The sequence below is a fragment of the Bombella dulcis genome (genome assembly GCF_026385505.1).
Taxonomy (GTDB): Bacteria; Pseudomonadota; Alphaproteobacteria; order Acetobacterales; family Acetobacteraceae; genus Bombella; species Bombella dulcis.
Genome location: NZ_JANIDV010000001.1, coordinates 202,931 through 223,368 on the forward strand (window position 1 = coordinate 202,931; position 20,438 = coordinate 223,368).

Annotated in this window: 19 protein-coding genes; 9 read left to right on the forward strand and 10 right to left on the reverse strand. The window is 60.4% G+C overall.

Annotated features, from left to right (window positions below):
* Positions 1-44 precede the first annotated feature (44 nt).
* The 5 genes from NQF87_RS00920 to NQF87_RS00940 form a co-directional block, all read right to left on the reverse strand.
* A complete protein-coding gene (locus NQF87_RS00920) occupies positions 45-2,942 on the reverse strand; it encodes a [protein-PII] uridylyltransferase (RefSeq protein ID WP_266126552.1) in 2,898 nt (965 codons plus the stop codon).
* The gene (gene mutS, locus NQF87_RS00925; RefSeq protein ID WP_266126553.1) at positions 2,932-5,661 is read right to left on the reverse strand and encodes a DNA mismatch repair protein MutS; all 2,730 of its coding nucleotides are present in this window, start codon (positions 5,659-5,661) and stop codon (positions 2,932-2,934) included. The genes NQF87_RS00920 and mutS overlap by 11 nt, the downstream gene beginning before the upstream one ends.
* 267 nt (positions 5,662-5,928) lie before the next feature.
* Positions 5,929-6,417, reverse strand: coding sequence for a hypothetical protein (locus NQF87_RS00930; protein WP_266126554.1), 489 nt, complete (start codon positions 6,415-6,417; stop codon positions 5,929-5,931).
* Between the two features lie 24 nt (positions 6,418-6,441).
* Positions 6,442-6,768 (reverse strand): hypothetical protein, encoded by a 327-nt coding sequence (locus NQF87_RS00935; RefSeq protein WP_266126555.1) that lies wholly within the window; start codon positions 6,766-6,768, stop codon positions 6,442-6,444.
* A gap of 256 nt (positions 6,769-7,024) precedes the next feature.
* On the reverse strand, positions 7,025-7,330 hold the full coding sequence (locus NQF87_RS00940) for a hypothetical protein (protein ID WP_266126556.1): 306 nt from the start codon (positions 7,328-7,330) through the stop codon (positions 7,025-7,027).
* On the opposite strand from NQF87_RS00940, the gene NQF87_RS00945 reads away from it, so the two are divergent.
* Positions 7,329-7,796 (forward strand): GAF domain-containing protein, encoded by a 468-nt coding sequence (locus NQF87_RS00945; protein ID WP_266126557.1) that lies wholly within the window; start codon positions 7,329-7,331, stop codon positions 7,794-7,796. The two genes, NQF87_RS00940 and NQF87_RS00945, sit on opposite strands and share 2 nt — an antisense overlap.
* Here the strand turns inward: NQF87_RS00945 and murJ are convergent.
* The 4 genes from murJ to tsaD are packed head-to-tail and all read right to left on the reverse strand — an operon-like array spanning position 7,793 to position 11,953.
* Positions 7,793-9,349: a murein biosynthesis integral membrane protein MurJ gene (gene murJ / locus NQF87_RS00950; RefSeq protein ID WP_266126558.1), complete on the reverse strand. Its 1,557-nt coding sequence runs from the start codon at positions 9,347-9,349 to the stop codon at positions 7,793-7,795. The two genes, NQF87_RS00945 and murJ, sit on opposite strands and share 4 nt — an antisense overlap.
* Before the next feature lie 2 nt (positions 9,350-9,351).
* Positions 9,352-9,849: a glutathione peroxidase gene (locus tag NQF87_RS00955; RefSeq protein WP_266126559.1), complete on the reverse strand. Its 498-nt coding sequence runs from the start codon at positions 9,847-9,849 to the stop codon at positions 9,352-9,354.
* An 8-nt stretch (positions 9,850-9,857) separates the two neighbouring features.
* Positions 9,858-10,829 carry an NAD(P)H-dependent glycerol-3-phosphate dehydrogenase gene (locus NQF87_RS00960; protein ID WP_266126560.1) on the reverse strand — a complete coding sequence of 324 codons (972 nt, stop codon included), beginning with the start codon at positions 10,827-10,829 and terminating at the stop codon, positions 9,858-9,860.
* Positions 10,826-11,953: a tRNA (adenosine(37)-N6)-threonylcarbamoyltransferase complex transferase subunit TsaD gene (gene tsaD / locus NQF87_RS00965; protein WP_266126561.1), complete on the reverse strand. Its 1,128-nt coding sequence runs from the start codon at positions 11,951-11,953 to the stop codon at positions 10,826-10,828. The genes NQF87_RS00960 and tsaD overlap by 4 nt, the downstream gene beginning before the upstream one ends.
* 70 nt (positions 11,954-12,023) lie before the next feature.
* Between tsaD and hemC the strand changes: the two genes are divergently transcribed.
* Entirely contained in the window at positions 12,024-13,073 is a 1,050-nt protein-coding gene (gene hemC / locus NQF87_RS00970; RefSeq protein ID WP_266126562.1) for a hydroxymethylbilane synthase, read from the forward strand.
* 5 nt (positions 13,074-13,078) lie between these two features.
* The gene (locus NQF87_RS00975; protein WP_266126563.1) at positions 13,079-13,765 is read left to right on the forward strand and encodes a uroporphyrinogen-III synthase; all 687 of its coding nucleotides are present in this window, start codon (positions 13,079-13,081) and stop codon (positions 13,763-13,765) included.
* Positions 13,766-13,829: 64 nt separating this feature from the next.
* Here NQF87_RS00975 and secB read toward each other — a convergent pair whose 3' ends face one another.
* Complete coding sequence (gene secB, locus NQF87_RS00980) at positions 13,830-14,348, reverse strand: protein-export chaperone SecB (protein ID WP_266126564.1); 519 nt, start codon at positions 14,346-14,348, stop codon at positions 13,830-13,832.
* A 270-nt stretch (positions 14,349-14,618) separates the two neighbouring features.
* Between secB and NQF87_RS00985 the strand changes: the two genes are divergently transcribed.
* The 6 genes from NQF87_RS00985 to NQF87_RS01010 all read left to right on the forward strand — a co-directional run bounded on the left by NQF87_RS00985 (position 14,619) and on the right by NQF87_RS01010 (position 20,437).
* Positions 14,619-15,317, forward strand: coding sequence for a Tim44/TimA family putative adaptor protein (locus NQF87_RS00985; protein WP_266126565.1), 699 nt, complete (start codon positions 14,619-14,621; stop codon positions 15,315-15,317).
* 93 nt (positions 15,318-15,410) lie between these two features.
* A complete protein-coding gene (gene mltA / locus NQF87_RS00990) occupies positions 15,411-16,646 on the forward strand; it encodes a murein transglycosylase A (protein WP_266126566.1) in 1,236 nt (411 codons plus the stop codon).
* The gene (locus tag NQF87_RS00995) at positions 16,643-17,470 is read left to right on the forward strand and encodes a DNA-methyltransferase (protein ID WP_266126567.1); all 828 of its coding nucleotides are present in this window, start codon (positions 16,643-16,645) and stop codon (positions 17,468-17,470) included. Before mltA ends, NQF87_RS00995 begins: the two co-directional genes overlap by 4 nt.
* Positions 17,471-17,491: 21 nt before the next feature.
* On the forward strand, positions 17,492-18,061 hold the full coding sequence (locus NQF87_RS01000; RefSeq protein WP_266126568.1) for a Smr/MutS family protein: 570 nt from the start codon (positions 17,492-17,494) through the stop codon (positions 18,059-18,061).
* A gap of 152 nt (positions 18,062-18,213) precedes the next feature.
* Positions 18,214-19,353, forward strand: a complete 1,140-nt coding sequence (locus tag NQF87_RS01005; protein WP_266126569.1) for an ABC transporter substrate-binding protein — start codon at positions 18,214-18,216, stop codon at positions 19,351-19,353.
* The gene (locus tag NQF87_RS01010) at positions 19,343-20,437 is read left to right on the forward strand and encodes a FecCD family ABC transporter permease (RefSeq protein WP_266126570.1); all 1,095 of its coding nucleotides are present in this window, start codon (positions 19,343-19,345) and stop codon (positions 20,435-20,437) included. Before NQF87_RS01005 ends, NQF87_RS01010 begins: the two co-directional genes overlap by 11 nt.
* Position 20,438 lies beyond the last annotated feature (1 nt).

Here is a 20,438-nt window from a genome sequence, read left to right on the forward strand (position 1 = left end):
ATGAGAAGGGCAGGGCCTCTCCGGGATAATGGAGAGGCCCTTTTTCAGGCTATTTCAGCTTCCGTGTGGCGGAGTGTTTCAAGCAGGGCGGTCTGGAGGGCTTCTTCCTGTTCCGCTGTTGCCAGCTTGTGTCCCGTGGCGTCCGTCACATAGAAGACATCCACGGCCCGCAGCCCGTAGGTCATGACATGGGCGGACGAGATATGCAGCTTCAGGCGGCTGAGTGTTGCTGTGATGTTGTGCAGCAGGGCAGGCCGGTCCCGCCCGTTGACTTCCACGATGCTGTGATTTTCTGACGCGTCATTGTCGATCAGGACACGGGAAGGAATGGGGAGGGCCTCCAGCCGCCGGGGAAGCGGGAAGCTGGCGGCACTCAGCGTCTCATCAAGATTGATCCGGCCTTCCATGACCTGCATGATGGTGTCACGCAGCCGCTCCACATGCCCCGGTTCCATGAACGCCTCACCATGCGGGTCCTGAAACCAGAACGTGTCCAGGACCATGCCATTATTGAGCGTATGGATGCGGGCATCGGCGATGGTGGCCCCACAGAGGGCCAGTGCCCCCGTGATGCGGGAGAAGAGGCCCGGCTGGTCCTTGCAGAAGACGGTCAGTTCCGTGATGCCCCGTGTCGGGAGCGGCTCGATGTCCACGATGATGGCGTCATCACGCCCGCTGGCCTGATGCTCGCTGACGAGCCGGGCATGGCGGAGATGGCTCTGCGTATCAAATCCCAGCCAGTATCCGGGGCGTCCCAGTTTCATGAAGCCGGTTATGGCAGGGGCGGACATGCCTTCTTCCTTCAGCTCCTGCTGGACGAGGCTCCTGATATGCTCCACCCGTTCGTCATCCTCCTGGGCCTGAAGTCCGCCCTCCAGCACGTCTGCAATACGGGTGTAGAGGCGGCCGAGCAGGGTGGCCTTCCAGGCGTTCCAGGCTCGTGGGCCAACGGCCCTTATGTCGGCAATGGTGAGAAGGAGGAGGAGCCGCAGCCGCTTGGGGGACTGGATGGTGTCGGCCAGGTCAAGGATGGTCTGCGGGTCATCAATGTCTCGGCTGAAGGCGGTGCGGGACAGCAGGAGATGATGGAGGACCAGCCAGGACACCGTGTCCGTGTCACTGGCGGAGAAGCCGAGCTGCTGGCAGATGGTCGTGGCAATGTCAGCCCCGATTTCGGAATGGTTGCCGCCACGGCCCTTGCCAATGTCATGCAGCAGCGTAGCCAGATAGAGCAGGGGCCGTTGCGTCATGGTGCGGGCCAGCCTGTAGGCCAGCGGCAGCTCATCGGCCATGCGGCCCTGCTCGATCATCCGCAGGATGCGGACGGATTCGATCGTATGGGCTTCCACGGTATGGATATGGTAGCCGTCAAACTGTGTCCGGCCCAGAATGCGGGACCAGCCGGGCAGGAGATGGGAGAGGATGCCCGTCTCATTGAGCAGCGGCAGCCAGAAGATGCGGCTCTGCTCGTCATCATCGTCGTGGTCGGTACCCCTGATGGCGGGGTGGCCGGCCGTCATGGGAGCTACCGGTGCTTCAGCTGCCGGGTCACAGAGCAGCCTGATGAACAGTGCGGAGGCTTCTTCATTGTGGCGCAGTGAGGCACTGTGTCGTTCAAAACGGATGATCTGCTGTATGGCGGCCGGATGCAGGGCCAGCTGGTGCTGGCGGGCGCAGTCCAGAAAACGGAGGACGGTGACGGGAGTCCGGACAAGGTCCAGCGGGTTGGGCAGGCTCAGACAGCCGTCAATGCGCTGGAAGCCCTCTGGCCCGGTCTCGACCCGGGGGGGACGGTGCTGGAGCTGGTTGCGCAGATGGAGCAGGATGGCGGGCTGGATGACATGGGTCAGTCTCATCACGGCCCGGGCCATGAGGAAGTGGTGGCGCATGAAGCGTTCCACCCCCCGCTGGTGCCCGTGATTGCCATAGCGCATCCGGGCACCGATGATGGGCTGGACATCGAAGGTCAGCCGCTCCTCGTTCCGCCCCGTGATGTAGTGAAGATTGAGCCGGACCGTCCACAGGAAGTTCCAGAGGCCATGCGTGCGGGATATTTCCCGTTTTGTCAGAAGGCCGAGCAGGGTGCAGGCGGGGGCCAGCCCCTGGGCACGCTGGAGGTTGGATTTCACTGAAAGTCCGTTGCCCAGCACGGCATAGCCAATCCAGTTCAGCACCTGAAGATCACGCAGGCCCCCTTTCCCTTCCTTGATGTGGGGTTCCACGAGATAGGGGGTTTCCCCGAAGCGGCGGTGCCGGTCCTCCCGCTGGGTGATGGCCTGGAGGACGAACCGTTCCAGTTCGGGGCCTTTCAGATGGGCTTCCAGCCTGCCCTGTAGGGTCAGGACGAGATCGTTCCGGCCATAGAGGGGGCGGATATCCAGCAGCGTCGTGCAGGAGGTCTGGTCCGTCCTGGCCATCTCCATGGCACTGTCTATGGTACGGGTCGCATGACCGACCTGCAGCCCGAGGTCCCAGAGCGTGTAGAGGACGTATTCGATGGCCCTGATGAGACCGTCAGAAGGGGGAGCTTCCGTCAGGAAGAGCAGGTCCACGTCGCTGAAAGGGGCCAGCAGCCCTGCGCCATAGCCCCCCGTGGCGCAGAGACAGAAGGCCTCGCCGCCAGCCGTCTGTCCGTCATGGTGTGGCAGACCGGCATGACGGGCGAGTTCTCCGATGATGTGATCCATCAGCAGGGCAAGGTTGCGAGCGGTTTCCACGCCATTGGTCCTGCGCTGTTCAAACTGCTGGTGGATGCGCCCCCTTTCCACACCAAGCTCCGTTCTCAGCATCTCCAGAGCTTCCTGGCGGGGCATGGTGGGCTGGCAGGCGGAGGCTGCGCTGGAGTGGGACGCAGTGGGGGCGATGGGAGCAGACATGACGGCTCTTTTATTGGCAGCTGGTTCTGACGGAAGCGTCGTGGTGTTCAGAAAATCATTTTTCATCCGGAACGTCCACCTCGGAAAGGCCTTTGATCATATTTTTCAGGTGATAAAGGGCCGTGTGGGCCTCCCGCGGGGAGAGGGAGTCGGGGTCCAGCCCGTCCAGCTCGTGCCGCAGGGCGTCCAGGGTTTCCAGCCTGGCCGGGAGGGGAGCCTCTGATACGGAAGGCGGCGGAACATCAGGGGAAAAAGATGATGGCCCGGTTTCCGCCTGCTCGAACAGGGGCAGGCTGGCAGGCTGGCCGGTCTGGCCCCGTTCCTTTTCAAGGCGGGTCAGAAGGCTCCGTGCCCGCTGGAGGACGGAAGCCGGGATGCCTGCCAGTCTGGCTACATGCAGGCCCCAGCTCTTCTGGGCCAGTCCGGGCCGGACTTCATGCTGGAAGACGACATGGCCCTCCCATTCTTTCACGGCCATGGTGCAGGCTGCCAGACGGGGCAGGGTCTCCAGCAGTGCTCCAAGCTCATGGAAATGCGTGGCGAAAATGGTCCGGCAGCGCAGCTGGAAGTGCAGGGCTTCCAGCGTGGCCCATGCAATGGAAAGGCCATCAAGGGTTGATGTTCCCCGCCCGATCTCATCCACCACCACGAGGGAGCGAGGTCCTGCCTGATTGAGAATGGCCGCCGTTTCGGTCATTTCCACCATGAAGGTGGAGCGGCCCCGGGCTAGATCATCCGCTGCCCCCACACGGGAGAAGAGACGGTCCACAATGCCGATCGTGGCCTTTTGTGCGGGAACGGGCAGTCCCGCCTGCGCCAGAATGACGGCCAGAGCATTCTGCCGCAGGAAGGTGGACTTCCCGGCCATGTTGGGGCCTGTCAGCAGGATGGCATGTTTTTCCGGCGGCAGGGCGCAGTCATTGGCGATGAAGGGCGTGTCATGGGCCGCCTGCTCATGCAGGGCGGCTTCCACGACGGGATGACGGCAGGCATGGAGGGCAAAATCCTGCCCGTCCGTCATGGTGGGGCGGCACCATGTGCCACGGTCCATGATGCGGGCGCAGGAGATCAGGGCATCCAGCTCGGCCAGGGCAAGACCGATATCATCAAGGGCCGGGGTGTTCAGGCAGTGCTGGGCCAGGTCGGCAAAGAGGTGGCGTTCCAGCTGGTCGGCCTTTTCCGACGCTTCCAGAATGGCCTGATTGAGGGAGGTCAGTTCCTCGTTGGAGAAACGGGCGAGACTGGCCGTGCCCTGCCGCAGGCTCAGCCCTTCATGCTGACGCAGCGTGCGGCCTGCCGCCGCAGGAACCTCGATGACATAGCCAAGCTGGTTATGATGGCGGATGCGGAGGTTGGAAATCTCATACTCCTCCGCCAGACGGACCTGCAGCTGGGCGATCAGGCGGCGGCTGTTGTCCCGCAGGTCACGCTGGCGGTCCAGCTCGGCATCAAAACCGGGAGCGATGACCCCACCATCCTCGATCTTGACGGGCAGATCGGCGTTCAGGGCGGCTTCCAGCCGTTCCAGCAGGGTATCAGCCCGCCCGTATAGGCTGGCTCCGATATGGCGGATACGCTCCGGCATGTCAGTACCGGCCAGAGTGCCGAGCGTCTCCGTGATCTGGTTGGCAGCCCGGAGCGTATCACGGATGGCGGCCAGGTCCCGTGGTAGGGGGCGGCCGCTGGAGATGCGGCCCAGGGCACGGGCGGAATCAGGGGCCTGTTTCAGGATATCCCGCAGGGTGGCCGTGGGCTGGGGATGCTGGTGCAGCCAGCTCCAGCCTTCCTGCCGCCCGGTGATGAGGGCGAGGTCCGTGCCGGGTGTGCTGACCCAGTGAGCCAGCAGGCGGGTTCCGGCGGCCGTGGCCGTCTGGTTGACGCTGGCGAAGAGCGTGTGTCTGCTGCCACCATCACGGGACTGGAGAATGTCGAGGCTGCTGCGGGTGGCGGGGTCCAGCCCCATGATACTGTCCAGTCCGTGATCGATGGGCGGGGCCAGCCGGGGCAGTCTGCCTGCCTGACTGCGGCGGACATAATCCAGCAGCACGGCACAGGCGATGATCTGTTCGTTACTGAAATCCCCCAGCGCATCCATCTGGGCGACATCATAGGCGGCTGTGACGGTACGTTCTGCGGCCTCCCGGCCGGGACGGGCCGTGGACGGGGTGATGATGCCTGCATGTTCGGCAGGGATCAGTGTCGGGTCGGACAGGATTTCCGAAGGGGCAAGACGGGCCAGAAGTTCGGCCAGAGTGTCCGCCCCCAGGCGGAGCAGCTCCAGCGTGCCGGTGGAAATGTCGATCCAGGCTGCGCCGAGGCGGTTCCTGTGACGCTTGTCCGGGGCCACGATGGCAAGGAGCGTGTTGGCCCGTCCGGCCTCCAGCAGTTCATCTTCCGTCAGGGTGCCGGGGGTGATGACACGGACGATCTCCCGGCGGAGCGGGCCTTTCTGGCCCTTGCGGGGGATTTCCGTCTGTTCGGCTACCGCAACCCGGAAGCCCCGGCGGATGAGCCGGGAGAGGTAGATCTGGGCCGTACCGACAGGGACGCCACACATGGGGATGGGTTCTTCATCATGCGTGCCCCGATGGGTCAGGGTGATGTCGAGTGCGAGTGCGGCTGCATGGGCATCGCCGAAGAAAAGCTCGTAAAAGTCCCCCATGCGGAAGAAGAGCAGGGCGTCAGGCTCCTGATTCTTCAGGCTGAACCACTGCTCCATGGTCGGCGTGACCTTCCCCGTTACCTGCGGGGGAATGGGAGGGACGGATGGCTTCTGATCGACCATGCAGGGAAAAAGACCTCACCGCTAGATTGTGACAGGATACCTCTCCAGAATTAACAGGGATTTAAACGGAAATGCGACGGTTTTCTCATCAGGAGATGGTGAGCGGTTTTTTCAGTTTGCTGTCACGGGAGGGGAGAAGGCTAAGCGTCCCTATTATTGTGAGGTAACGCTCCTTTGTGTTCGTGTTTTTCGGATGGAAGGTTTATGTATTATCATTCCACCTTCACCCCTAGATTGTTTATCCATAAACGTGATGGATTTGCAAAATTACTGAGGAATCCCTTCAGGTATTGCTGAATATAATTTATCTAGAGCGATTTCTGGTGAAGAGGTTTGCATTCTTATTTCGTTAAGGGTGTTAAAATAGATATTTGGAATATTTTTCATGTTGATAGGAAAATAAGTTTTTGGCAGAGAATCGGCAGTTATATTCCGTTGGTAAGACTCGTTGCTTGCATGAAGGCTTATTGTCTCTTCTCGTGGTTTCTTGATTCTTAGTGTGCTCATTGCCATGTGCTCTGCGTATATCCAGACGGATGTCGTATGCAACTTTGATTTATCGACGTATTCTCTTCCAATATTTTCTATGACACTGTTTTGGGAGCCAATAAAAAATGTACATTCTATTTTATCCATAATTTTTTGGAGAGATGTAACTAGAGAGACTGACATTAATGATGTTGTGATGTTTCTTGTATTATAACAATATGTATTCTCTTTTTCATTTTTGCAGTATTTATTATCTATTATTTTCAAAAGTCTCGTATAATATCCCCATTGTCAAGAGTCTACAAAGCAATTAATTCCAAGATGAATTTTCAAGAAACCTACTAGTGCCAAAACTTCTTTTTCATCTCTGTGCGAATGGGAGATGAAAACATGAGGAATCTTTTCTGGAATGGGAGACCATGTATTGTTTAACCTTTCCATATCTAGTGATCCTCCAGGAGGAGGGAGAATACTTTTTATATATGATAAATGTTCATCCTCATTGAAGCATTCCCCTTTTATGTCTTCTCCCTTTTTTTCTAGGTGTCCTCCTCCTATACTGGGATGTTTTCTAATCTCATTTATTACATTGTTTGTTATACAGTAGCGAGCGTACATGAAAGGACTCATCAATGATCGACGCAAAAGACAGGGCACCTTACCTTAATCTCATACAGGGTGTCATCACTCGTTTGGCAAATCACAACACAACTGTAAGAAACTGGACGGTCATTTCTTTGTCAGCTCTTTTGACATTGGAGGCTGCTCATCCATTTAATCCAATTTTTGAGGATTTGATTAATGTATGTCTGATAGGTGTTTTTTTATGGATGAGCCTTTTCTATCATTATCAAGAACGACGTTATATTTTTCTCTATAATGAAGTTATAAAAAATGACTGCTCATCATATATGTTTAATCTTAATCCATCATCCATTTCTTCAATAAAAGACCGATTGCCATGCTTTTGTTCTGCATTTTCATCATCAAACTTTAATAAAATATTTTGTTTTACTATACTATGTGCTGCGTTGGGTTTGCCATGGGTTTTTTCATCTGTGACGGCCTGTAAGGTGATAGCCCATCCTTGAGATAGGAATGGTATTGTCATACGACGTTGGGGATCATTTTGCTTTGTTCCCTTGCCATGACCTGCCCCGTAGCGGCATGGTGACCCCATGAGTACTGCACCAGAAAATCACATCATCTTTGATGACGTTCTGTCGATGGCACAGGGTCTGCTGGAAGCGGAACGGGACGAGATCGCCACTCTGGCCAATATTGCCGCCCTGCTGTTCGAGGCGATGGCGCAGGTCAACTGGGTCGGCTTTTACCTGATGAAAGAGGGCGAGCTAGTTCTTGGTCCATTCCAGGGGCGGGTGGCCTGCACGAGAATTGCCGTGGGCAAAGGTGTCTGCGGGGCTGCCGTGGCGGAACGGGCCGTGCAGCGTGTGGCGGATGTTCATGCCTTCCCCGGTCACATTGCCTGTGACGGGGCTTCGAAATCAGAGATCGTCCTGCCCATCATGAAGAATGGCGAGGTTCACGGCGTGCTGGATATCGACAGCCCCGTGAAGGACCGTTTTTCAGCAGACGATCAGGAAAAGCTGGAAGCCCTCGTCCGGCTTCTGGAAGCGCACCTCTAACGCTTCAGTCGCCGGAGCAGGCGGGTGCGGAGTTCGTCCAGACCCAGGACCTGCAGGGCAATGAGCAGCCCGCCATAAAGGGCTGCGCTGCTGCCGATCAGGATGAGCAGCACGAGGAGCCGGGGCAGGGCGTGCCATTCCGGCAGGCCGGCTGTCAGAAAATGGGCACCGCTCCATGCCCAGGCTCCCATGACGAGGGCAGCGCACAGGATGCGGGCTGCCCGGAACAGGCTGGGCAGGGTCGGGCGGAAGGAGTTCCGCCGCCAGAGTAGCCACCCCAGTGCCAGCATGTTGACGATGGCGGCCAGCGCACTGGCCAGTGGCGGGGCCAGATGGGCCAGCGTGCGATAGAGCAGCAGATTGAGGGCCAGATTGAGGCCCATCGTGACAAACCCGATGCGGACGGGTGTCGTGGTATCGCCTTCGGCAAAAAAGGCCGGGGCCAGCAGCTTGATGATGATGAAGGCGGGCAGGCCCAGCGCATACATGCGGAGAGCTGCCGCAGAATTGTAAACGTCACGGGGCGTGAAATGCCCGTAACCGAACAGGGTGGCCATGATCTCAGGTGCCAGACTGAACAGTCCGATCATGGCGGGCAGGCTGAGCAGCAGGGCATAATTCATGGCCTGATTCAGGCTGGTCTGTAAGGCGGGGCGGTCATTGGTCGAGAGATGGCGGGTAAAGAGAGGCAGCAGGGTTGTGCCGAGGGCGGCCCCCAGCACGCCGAGGGGAAGCTGGTTGACCCGGTCGGCAAAATAGAGCCACGAGATGGAGCCGGTCGGCAGCAGGGTGGCGATGATGGTGTCAATGGTCAGGTTGATCTGCGTGACACCGGAGCCAACCAGCCCCGGCAGCATACGGCGGAGCAGCAGCCTGATGTCCGCCGAGAGGGTGGGGCGGACCAGCGGAACCATCAGCCCTGCCTTTCCGGCGGCCCAGAGCAGACCGGCAAGCTGGACGACACCGGAGAGGGTGATGCCCCATGAGCTGGTCGAGGCCACATGCTGGCGGCCCCAGAGGGCACCGGCAAGGATGGCGGCAATCCCGACAATATTGAAGGAGATGTAGGCCGCCGAAGCAGCGGCAAAATGGTTGCGGGCATTGAGGATGCCGGCAATCAGGGCGGCCCCGCAGATCAGCACCGTATAGGGCATGGTGATGCGGGTGAGCTGCACGGCGATGGTGAACCGTTCCGTGCCATGAGACCGGAAGCCGGGGGCGATGAGGTCGATCACCCACGGCATGAAGATTTCAGCCAGTACGGTCAGCAGGCTCAGCCAGAGCAGCAGCAGGGAGAAGGCCTGTCCGGCAAGCAGCAGGGCCTTTTCAGGGCCTTTCTTTTCGTAACGGGAGGTGAACAGGGGAACGAAGGCAGCGTTCAGGGCACCTTCCCCGAAGAGGCGGCGGAACATGTTGGGCAGGCGGAAGGCGATCTGGTACGCATCCTGCACCGGCCCTGCCCCCAGAAACATGGCCAGAAGCTGGTCCCGCACAAGCCCCAGCAGGCGGGACAGCATGGTCCAGCCGCCAACAGTGAGAAGGTGACGGAGCATTTTCAGCCGTGCCGCTGGCTCACCCGCCGGATTTCTTCCAGCAGGCGGGGGGCGTGGGGATCAGTCAGCGGGGTGAACCAGCGGTGCAGCTTTCCCTGGCGGTCAATGAGATATTTGTAGAAGTTCCAGCGTGGCAGGGAGAGAAAACCGCCTTCTTTTGCCAGCCATCTGAAGAGGGGAATGGTCTCCGTTCCCCGGACGATGGAGCGGGCTGCCAGGGGGAAGCTCACTCCGTAACGGACCTGACAGAATTCCTTTATCTGTTCAGATGTTCCCGGTTCCTGTTTCCCGAAGTCATTGCTAGGCACACCGAGGATGATGAGACCATCCGGCGTGGCATGTCCCGTCTCAAGCCAGAGTTTCTGAAGCCCTTCATATTGCTTCGTGAAACCACATTCGGAGGCCGTATTGACGATCAGGACGGGGCGGCCCTGCCACTGGGAACAGTCAATCTCGCCACCTTCAAGGGCAGGGAGTCTGAAATCGTAGAAACTGGTCATGGTGCGGCCTATTCGAAACGGGTGGGGCGGTCGAGCAGCTCGTCACGGGCCTGATGGGGGGTCAGTTCACCGGAGAGCAGGCGGGTGATGACATTGATGATGGGCGTTTCGATGCCAAAACGCTGGCCAAGTTCCTGTAGCGTGGGTGCGGTCAGGACCCCTTCGGCAACCGTGTCACGCCGGGCGAGAATGTCCTCGATGTTTTCACCCCGGCCCATGGCCACGCCGAGGCTGTAATTGCGGGACCCGGCCCCTGTGGCTGTCAGGATCAGGTCGCCCATGCCCGCCAGACCGTACATGGTGCGCCCCTGCCCGCCCATTGCATCCACGAGACGGGCCGTTTCAGCCAGAGCACGGGTGATGATGGCAGCTCTGGCATTTTCGCCCATTTCCGCTCCGACACTGATGCCCGCCCCGATGGCAATGACGTTCTTGGCGGCACCGGCAAGCTGCACGCCCAGCGGGTCCGTGCTGGCATAGAGGCGCAGGGTGGGGGTGGTGAGACGTTCCGTCAGTTTCGTGACGAAGGCGAGGTCCTGTGCGGCCAGTGTGGCAGCGGCAGGCATCCCCTGTGCCACCTCGATGGCAAAGTTGGGGCCGGAAAGGACGGCGGCCGGACGGCCGGGCATGGTCTGCGCCACGACCTGAAGGGGCAGCAGGAAGGTCCCCCGTTCCATCCCCTTGCAGCACGTGACGACTGGCACGTCAGCCTTCAGCCGTTCATGCAGGGCCAGCGTGACGTCCCGCAGTCCCTGCGTGGGGACGACGAGCAGCACGATGTCGGCGTCCGTGGGAAGCGCGCTGGTGACCGTGATGGAGTCCGGCAGGGTGATCTGCGGCAGATGGGGCAGGGAGCGTGTGCCTGCCGGGACGGGTGTCCGTGTCCAGAGGGTGACACGGGCGGTCTGGGCGAGGATGCAGGCCAGAGCAATCCCCCAGGCTCCGGCCCCGATGACGGCAATATGTGGCTGGATGGTCATGCAGATGGTTCCATCAGAGAAGAAGACCCGGAAGAGGGCGTATCGTGCGGGGTATGCGGTTGGTGGGGCTGGCGTTCACTCAGGGGCCAGCGGGGACGGGGGGCAAGGCTGATGTCATCCGGGATTTCTCCCTGTTTCAGCCGTTCCAGAGCCGCCCAGCCGATCATGGCGGCGTTGTCAGTGCAGAGCTGCAGGGGCGGGGCCAGAAAGGCAATGCCACGCTGGCTGGCAATCTCCTGGAGACGCTGGCGCAGCACTGTATTGGCGGCCACGCCTCCTGCCACCACGAGTGAGGTGACGTGTGGAACCATGTCCAGGGCATGAAGGATGCGGTCAGTCATCACGTCCGTCACGGCCTGCTGGAAGGAGGCGGCGAGGTCGGCTGCAACCTGCCGGGGCAGGGCGTCCCGTCCATAAGGCTCGACATGGCGGGACACGGCCGTCTTGAGACCGGAGAAAGAGAAGTCGCAGCTGGGGCGGCCCTTCAGCGGGCGGGGCAGCTCATAGGCCCGTGGATTGCCGTCCCGTGCCAGTTTTTCCAGCGCAGGGCCGCCGGGCCAGCCCAGCCCCAGCATCTTGGCCACCTTGTCAAAGGCTTCTCCGGCGGAATCGTCAATCGTGCCACCAAGGCGGCGGTACTGGCCCGTATCTTCCACGGCGATGCACTGGCAGTGCCCGCCGGAGACCAGCAGGGCCAGATAGGGGAAGGCCGGTGCCGTTTCGTCAGGCCGCAGGGCGGCGGGCAGCCGGGGGGTGAGAATGTGGCCTTCAATATGGTTGATGCCCATGAAAGGCTTCCCGCAGGCCATGGCCAGCCCCTTGGCGTAGGAGCTGCCCACGATCAGCCCGCCGATCAGGCCGGGGCCGGTCGTGGCGGCAAAAAGGGCAATGTCCTTCAGCTCCAGCCCTGCCCGCTGGAGGGTCAGTTCCACCAGGTCCGGCAGGGCCTTCAGGTGGGCACGGGCGGCCAGTTCTGGCACGACACCGCCCAGTGCGGCGTGGTCTTCCTGCGAGAGGACGCTCTCTCCAAGGAGAGTGCCGTGAGCGTCCAGAATGGCGCAGGCCGTGTCATCGCATGAGGTCTCGATGGCAAGAAGAGGGGTGAAGCGGGCAAAGTCAGACATGGTGGGATTATTATGACGTATTCTTCAGGAGCATGACACCCCTTCCAGAATCGGTTATGGAGGGACCATCATGAATGCATCACAATTCTCCTCCGCAGCCCTTCAGAAGATCGCTGCCGAAGCGGCCCGCCGCACTCACGTTCAGGCCCCACCAGACCGCCGCAAGCTGCCCCTGCGGGTGGGGACACGGGCGTCCCCGCTGGCACTGGTGCAGACCCGGCACTTCCTGACCCGGCTGACCCGTTTCTGTCCTGTCCTGCGGGACATGGGGGCTTTCAAGGAGGAGCAGATGCAGACCTCCGGAGACTTGAACCTCAAGGACCGTCTGGCGGAGATTGGCGGGAAGGGGCTGTTCTCCAAGGAGATTCACGAGCTTCTGGCCGTGGGGGGCATTGATTTTGCCGTCCACAGTCTCAAGGATCTGGAGACACACCTGCCTCCGGGGCTGGTGCTGGCCTGCACGATGAAGCGTGAAGATGCCCGTGACGTGCTGATGCTGCGGAAGCGTGGCGTGACGGTTGATCCTGAAAGACCGTTTGACTGCCTGCCGGAAGGGGCACTGGTGGGGTGTGCGTCTGTCCGCCGTCAGGCACAGATGCTTCATGTCCGGCCGGACCTTCGCTTCACCCTTCTGCGGGGGAATGTTCAGACCCGTCTGGACAAGCTGGGTGCGGGCCAGTGTGATGCAACCCTGCTGGCCTATGCCGGTCTGAAACGCCTCGGTATGGAAGACCGCATTGACGTGCCCCTGTCTCCCGACGTGATGCTGCCAGCCTCCGGGCAGGGGATTGTCGGCGTGACCGTGCGTGAGAGCGACCATGAGCTGCGGGAACTCCTGTCTGCCATCGAGGACCCGGAAGCCCGTGCTGTGGCTACGGCTGAACGTGCCCTTCTGGCGGAACTGGACGGCTCCTGCCGGACGCCGATTGGTGGTTATGCCCAGCTGAAGGAAGGGCGGCTCTATCTTTCCGGCCTGGTGGCCAGTGAAGATGGCACCTTCCTGCTGCGCCGGGAAACGGAAGGCCTGCCGGAAGATGCCGCCCGGATGGGCTATGAGCTGGCCTGCGAACTGCGGCGGGATACACCGTCCGCCATTTTTGCCAAGATCGTCCAGCCCTGAAAGCCATGCGCCGGGCCGTACTGGTTACCCGTCCTGAGCCGGGCCTGAGCGAGACGGTCCAGGCCGTGCAGTCTCGGGGCTGGCGGGCTGTGGCCTGCCCCGTGATGCGGATGGCGCACAGGCCACCGATTGCTGACCGGCCCTGTCGGGTCATGCTGGTGACAAGCAGTCAGGCCCTGCCTTTTCTGGCCCATCAGGACCGTGACAGGCTGCTGCTGACAGTCGGCAGTCGCACGGCCGAGCGGGCAGAGGCGATGGGATTCCGGCATGTTGAAGCGGCGTCAGGGACACAGGAAGGGCTGGAAACCCTCTGCCGTCAGAAAGGACTGAGCGGTCCTGATCTCATGCTGGCCTGCGGGCGGGGACGGCACGGGCAGCGTTATGGAGCTGATCTGGCAGAGTCTCTGGGAGCGCAGTGGGTTGAAGCCTATCAGGTGCAGCCCATGTCCTGTCTGTCTGATGCGGCGTTGGTGGCTCTGGCAGAGGAACAGGTGGAGGCTGTCCTGTTCTATTCCAGTGAAACGGTTTCCTTGTTCATGGAGCTGTGTCCATTGGACCAGCGTGAGGCCCTGATGCGCTGTCGGGCCGTCTGCCTGTCGCAGGCAATTGCAGAGCGTGTTGAGGGGTTCCATACATGGGGAGTAGTGGAAGTCGGGGAGCCGTCTGCGCTGCCAGGCATGATATCTGAATGAAAAAAGGCGGATCTCATGGGGTCCGCCTTTTCCATGACCGGACTGCCTGGAGGCGATGTCCGGATCAGGCCTCACCTTCCGGCTCGGGGAAGTTCTGCTCCTGCTTGGCCTGCCACATGGCCGCAAAGTCGATCGGCTGAATGGCCACCGGCGGGAAGCCGCCATCCCGTGTGACATCGCTGATGATGGCCCGGGCGAAGGGGAAGATCAGGCGGGGAACTTCCACCAGCAGGATGGGTTCAATGAGTTCCTGCGGCGGGTTGTCCAGCGTGATGATGGCCGCATAGGCCAGTTCGGCAATGAAGACGACCGGCCCCGGTTCTTCACTGCTGCCGGTCGGGGCCTCGGTTGCCTCGGCACGGATGAGCAGCGTGACCTCGTAGATGGACTGGTCCTTCTCGATGCGGCTGGCCTGCACGTCCACATTCACGCCCACCATCGGTGCAGACTGAAGGGCCGTGAAGGTCGTGGCCCCACGGGGCACCTCGAAGGACAGGTCCTTGGCATATTGCAGATTGATGGCCAGCGGCAGGGAAGGAGGGGTGTTGTCCTGCGGTGTTTCAGGGTTTGTCTTGTCAGACATCAGGATCATCCTTGCGTGATGCGTGAGTGGGGGTGCCGGCAGGATGCCGGGGCAGGTCAGTTCTGAACCCGGTCTCCTGCATGGGCAGGTCTTGCAAGGCGGTAGCATGTCTTCAGGAGGGGGCCAAGCAAGATGGATGATCTTTATGGTGGCCCAGCCTCGGGAGGACGCAGAAACTCTTGAGATTGCCACAGGAGCATCCTACCTTTAGGGCATTGATGGAGCGGCCGCCGCAGGCCTTGTTCCCGACTGTAATGATTAGGACGTGAGATGGCGGATTTCCCTTGGGATATCGTTTTTTGGGCTGTGCTGGCCGTTGTTGTGGGCAGTGCCGTGTTTTTCGTTCTGGGACGCCGCATCGGTGCCCAGGCCATCCGGCAGGAGCAGATGCCGGCTGCACGGGCTGTCGGTCAGCAGCAGGAAGGCGGAACAGCTGATGCGCCCAGACCGCCGCCTCTGCCCACCCGTGTCGGACCGGACCAGAAAGCGACGGAATATGGACTGCCAGAGGCCGGCACGCCGCTCGGGCAGTCCCTGATCCGAGTCGGCGTGAGCATCAGTGACTTTTCGGCGGAGTATTTCCTCAAGAATGTCGAGGACAGTTTCGCCCGTACCATCAAGGCATTTGCCTGTGCGGATATCGCAGCCCTGGAGAAGACCGTGAGTCCTGCGGTGCTGGAGACGTTCAGGAAGGTTCTAGATGAGCGTCAGAACCGCCAGGAGCAGGTCCATCTGGAGCTGCGGCGTATTGAGCGTCTGGATTATGTTTCAGCCATGGCGGCTGATGAGACGGAGCATGGTGCCTGCCGTCTCGGGGTCCGGATTGTTTCATGGCAGGTCAGCTACTGCCGGGACGCTTCGGGCACGCTTGTTGAGGGAACGGAGGCCCTGACGGAGTTCCGGGACCGCTGGACTTTTGAACAGGGGGTAAATGGCCAGTGGAAGGTGGTTGCAACAGAGGCGGACTGAGGCTACCTCGCTAGACGATGGGTCTCCCGCAGGGGAGGTTGGCTATGTTGCAAGGTCCGGCAGGGTTCATGCTGGGGGCTGGTGTGTTCTGTTATGATAAAACGCTGTTTTTCTTCCGCTGGCCTGCTGGTGGCCCCTCTAATGCTGGCTCTGGCCGGGTGCATGCCCGGTGTGCCGACGGGCAGGATGGAAATGACTCCGGTCGGTTTCGACTATTTCTCCGGCTGGGATCATGAGGATCATACCGGGCTTTTCAGTATGATGAAGCTGGAATGCCAGCGTATTGCCCATCTGCCGGAAGGGACCTCTCTCGGTGGGGCCAGCACGCTGCCCTATGGCCGACAGATGGAGGACTGGAAGAATGTCTGCACCGCCGTTTCGACGGTGCAGGGCAGCAATGCGAAAGAGGCACGGCAGTTCTTTGAGAACTGGTTCCAGCCTTACCTGATCGACAAGCAGGCATTTTATACAGGCTATTATGACCCTGAAGTTCCTGCATCCCTGACACAGGGCGGGGACTACCAGATTCCTGTTTATGGCCGCCCCAAGGACCTGCTGCGGGGCCGTAATGCACAGGGGGAACTGGAATATGGCCACTGGGTCAATGCCGTTTTCCGCCCCTATGATGATCGGGCCACGATCGACGGTGGCTCCCTGAAGGGAAAAGGGCTTGAGCTGGCCTGGCTGAAAAGCTCGGTTGACCTGCTGTTTCTCCAGACACAGGGGTCCGGCCGTCTGCGTCTTCCGGACGGGCAGCAGATATTCCTTGGCTATGATGGCCGCAACGGGCAGCCCTATGTGCCGATCGGCCGTGTGCTGGTCCAGCGCAAGCTGATGAAATCCGAGGATGTGGATGCGCAGAGCATCCGTGACTGGCTGGCCAGCCATCCTGAGCAGGCCCAGTCGGTGCTGGAGGCGAACCCCAGCTATGTCTTTTTCCGTCGTACCCAGCGTACGGCCAGCGAGGGGCCGACCGGTGCGTTCGGGCTACCACTGACACCACAGCGGTCACTTGCCGTGGATAAGCGGTTCGTCGGGTACGGCATGCCTGTCTGGGTCGACATCAGTGGTCAGGACAAGGATGGCCGCTTCGTGACATGGTCGCGGATGGTCTTCGCACAGGATACGGGGAGCGACATACGGGGTGCAGGCCGTGGGGACCTCTTCCTTGGCTGGGGCGACAAGGCGGCAAAGATTGCCGGTGACATGAAGAATTATGGGCGGATGATGGTTCTTGTTCCTCTTCCGGCATCCAGGGCAACCGGATTCCAGCCTCCGGGGACCGTCATCGGGGCCATTCCAGCAGAGGCAGGGCAGACGGCTAAATGATAAGGGCGCGTCGTGAGACGCTGGGGATACACACGCTCATCCGAGGTGACTGCCTGAGTGTCATGCGGCGCATGCCTGCGGGCAGTGTGGATGTGGTCGTGACATCCCCGCCCTATAATCTTGGTCTGGCCTATCGCAGTTACAGGGACAGCCTCTCTGAAGAAAGCTATCTCGACTGGATGGAGTTGGTCTGCTCCAAGATATCCCGTGTCATGCGGGATGACGGGTCTTTCTTCCTGAACATTGCCGGGTCATCCGCCCAGCCGTGGCTCCCTTTCGAGCTGATGGTCCGGCTGCGGAAGACCTTCACGCTCCAGAACCATATTTCATGGATCAAGTCGGTATCAGTAGGCGAGGTGACGCATGGGCATTTCAAGCCGGTGAATTCTCCCCGTTACGTCAACCGTAACCATGAGCATATCTTTCATCTGACCAAACAGGGTGATGTGGAGCTGGACAGGCTCGGTGCGGGCGTGCCGTTTACTGACAAGAGCAACATCCATCGTCGCCAGCATCGGGAGGACCGCCGCTGCCGGGGCGACACATGGTTCATCCCCTATGAGACGGTGCGGAGCCGGTCTGCACGGTACAGCCATCCGGGGACGTTCCCTGTTGCCCTGCCGGAGCGTTGCATCCGCCTTCATGGTCTGAAGTCCGGGATGATGGTGCTGGACCCTTTCATGGGCACCGGGACCAGCCTCATTGCCGCAGAGTCCCTGAAGGTGCGTTCCATAGGGATTGAGGCAGATACGACATATGTCCGGTTTGCACGCAAGCGGCTGCGTGCCATGATAGCGCAGGGCAGTGATGCTGCCGGGCTGTGATGAGAGACGGGGCGTGATAAGGTGGCAAGACGGGTTCTGGGTGAAGATGAGGCGGCGTTGTGGCGTGCCTTCGTGCATGATGTGGCCCCCCTGCGGACGGGCCGGAATGTTGCGTCCGTACCGGTAACTCCATCTTTCGGAAAAGAGGCGTCCAGTCCTGCCGGACGTCCTGCGGGTGGCAGGGCAACGGGCATGGTGACGGTCCGGCTGGTGGAGATGTCCCCCGTGCAGCAGCCCCGTGTACGCCCGGCCCCGCATGTGGGAGTCCGTGCCCCCGGGCTTGATGACACGCAGTGGCGTCGTCTGTCCCGTGGCCAGATGCGCGTGGATGCCCGGCTCGATCTGCATGGCTACATCGTGCAGGAGGCGTTCGAGGAATTTCACCGTTTCATGCAGCGTAGTCGTGTCATGGGCTGGCGGTGTGTGGAGGTCGTCACGGGGCTGGGAAGTGGCGCACGGGGTGGCAGCATCCGGCGGGAACTGCCCCACTGGCTGCATCGTGCCGACATTGCCCCGATGATACTGGGTGTCGTGCACAGCCATCAGGGGAATCAGGGAGCGTTACGGCTTCTTTTACGGAAAAAGCGTTAAAGAGATGGTGGAAGGCCATTCTGCCCTTGGAGAAGGGGAGAAGGTTTTCTATAACGTTAATATCGAGAATGATTATCAATTGAGACAGGGAGATCACGAGGCAGGGGATGGTCCCGCTGTGGGATGATTTTCCATAAAGAAGGCGTAGGAACATGGTTTCACTGAAGACCCTGCTGGGTTCCGCCAGTGTCATGCTGACAGCCTTGGCTGTCGGCGTTCTGCCGGTTCATCAGGCGCAGGCAAAGGATGTCCGGGATATTACGGGGGCGGTCGTGTCCGTTCCCGATCATCCCCAGCGGATCATTCTGGGCGAAGGGCGACTGATCTACGCACTGGAGCCGCTGGAAGGCAGACACCTGTTCGACCACATTGTTGGCTGGCAGGGGGAGTTCCGGGAAGCGGACAGACAGAATTATGAACAGATGCTCAAGACCTTTCCGGAGGCTGACAGGGTTGCCGTGATCGGCCGGACGACGGCCGACACGATCAGCCCGGAGAAGGTGCTGGACCTCCATCCCGACCTTGCCATTTTCAGCACGACCGGTCATGGGCCGGGTCAGTCCGGTGGCGTGACGGCCCGCCTGAAGGCGGCGCATATTCCCGTCCTGTTCGTGGATTTCCGGCAGGACCCGGTGAAGACGACCGTGCCCAGCATGCTTATTCTCGGTCAGGCCCTCGGGCATGAAGCAGAAGCTCAGGCCTATGTGAATTTCTATAACAGCCGCCTGAACGTCATCCGGTCGGTCGTGGACACCATACCGGAGGCGCAGCGTCCCAGCGTGTTCATCAACATGCTGGCCGGTGCCCGGCAGAGCTGCTGCCACACGGCAGGGCGTGGCAATATGGGGGCCTTCATTGAGGCTGCCGGTGGCCGCAACATCGCTGCTGACCTTCTGCCGGGGTATATTGGTGACGTGTCTGCCGAGATGGTCATTGCCAGGAATCCGGACGTGCTGATCCTGGATGGCACACGGGGGCCGGGCAACAGCGGGCCGGGGCTGAAGATGGGGTCCCAGGTGACGCCGGACCTGGCGCAGGCCTCCCTTGATGCCCTGCTGAAAGCACCGGAACTTGCAGGGCTGGGTGCTGTCCGCAATGGCCGTGCCTATGGCATCTGGCATACCTTCTATGACAGTCCGTTCAACATACTGGCCATTGAGGTCATGGCGAAATGGTTCTATCCCGAACGCTTCAGGGAGCTGGACCCGGATGCAGACCGCAGTCTGGTCCAGAGCCGTTTTACAGTGATGCCTAACAGCGGGACATATTGGATCAAGGCGAATGCCCATTAAAGAGACAGGTACAGAGGCGGACGGCCCATCGACCGAGATGGCCCGTCTGGCCGCCCGGCTGACAGGCATACAGACATCCTACCTGAAGCTGACCCGCCACAGGGTTGGTCTTCTGTTTTTACTGGCGGGGCTGATCATTCTTTCCCTCCTGCTGGACTTTTCTCTTGGTCCGGCAGGACTCGGGCCAAAGGCCCTGATGAATGCACTTCTCAACCCTTCATCGGGAACAAATGCGGTTATTGTATGGCATATCCGTCTGCCTTATGCGCTGATGGCGGCTCTGGTGGGGGTGGCACTGGGGATTTCCGGCGGGGAGATGCAGACGGTTCTGGATAATCCTCTGGCCAGCCCCTATACGCTTGGCGTGTCGGCGGCGGCGGCTTTCGGGGCGTCACTGGCCATCGTGCTGCACTGGCATCTTCCCTATGTACCGGAAAACTGGATGGTGCCGCTGGAGGCCTTCATCTTTGCCGTCGGCTCTGCCGGACTGCTGGAGCTGGTGGCACGGGCACGGGGTCATTCCACGGCAATGGTGGTGCTGTTCGGCATTGCGCTGGTCTTCACCTTCCATGCATTCGTGGCCCTGATGCAGTTCATTGCGGATGAAGATGCACTTCAGGACCTCGTTTTCTGGACGATGGGCAGCCTGACACGGGCAGACTGGGGCAAGATTACCGTGATGAGCATTGGCTGTCTTCTGGTCCTGCCTTTCTGTTTCCGGGCGGCTCCGGCGCTGACGGCCCTGCGGCTGGGTGAGGACAGGGCGGCCAGCTATGGCGTTGATACCAGACGGTTACGGATGATGTCCCTGCTGCGGATCAGCATTCTGTCAGCTCTGGCCGTGTCCTTTGTCGGAACGATCGGTTTCGTGGGGCTGGTGGCCCCGCATATTGCCCGCCGCCTGCTGGGTGAGGATCACCGTTTCTATCTTCCCGGTTCGGCCTTGTGTGGAGGCCTCATCATGTCTCTGGCCTCCATTGCGGCCAAGAACATCCTGCCGGGCGTCGTGATTCCGGTGGGGATTGTCACCTCGCTGGTCGGTATTCCTTTCTTCCTTGCCGTCGTTCTGAGAAAGGGGGCCTGAC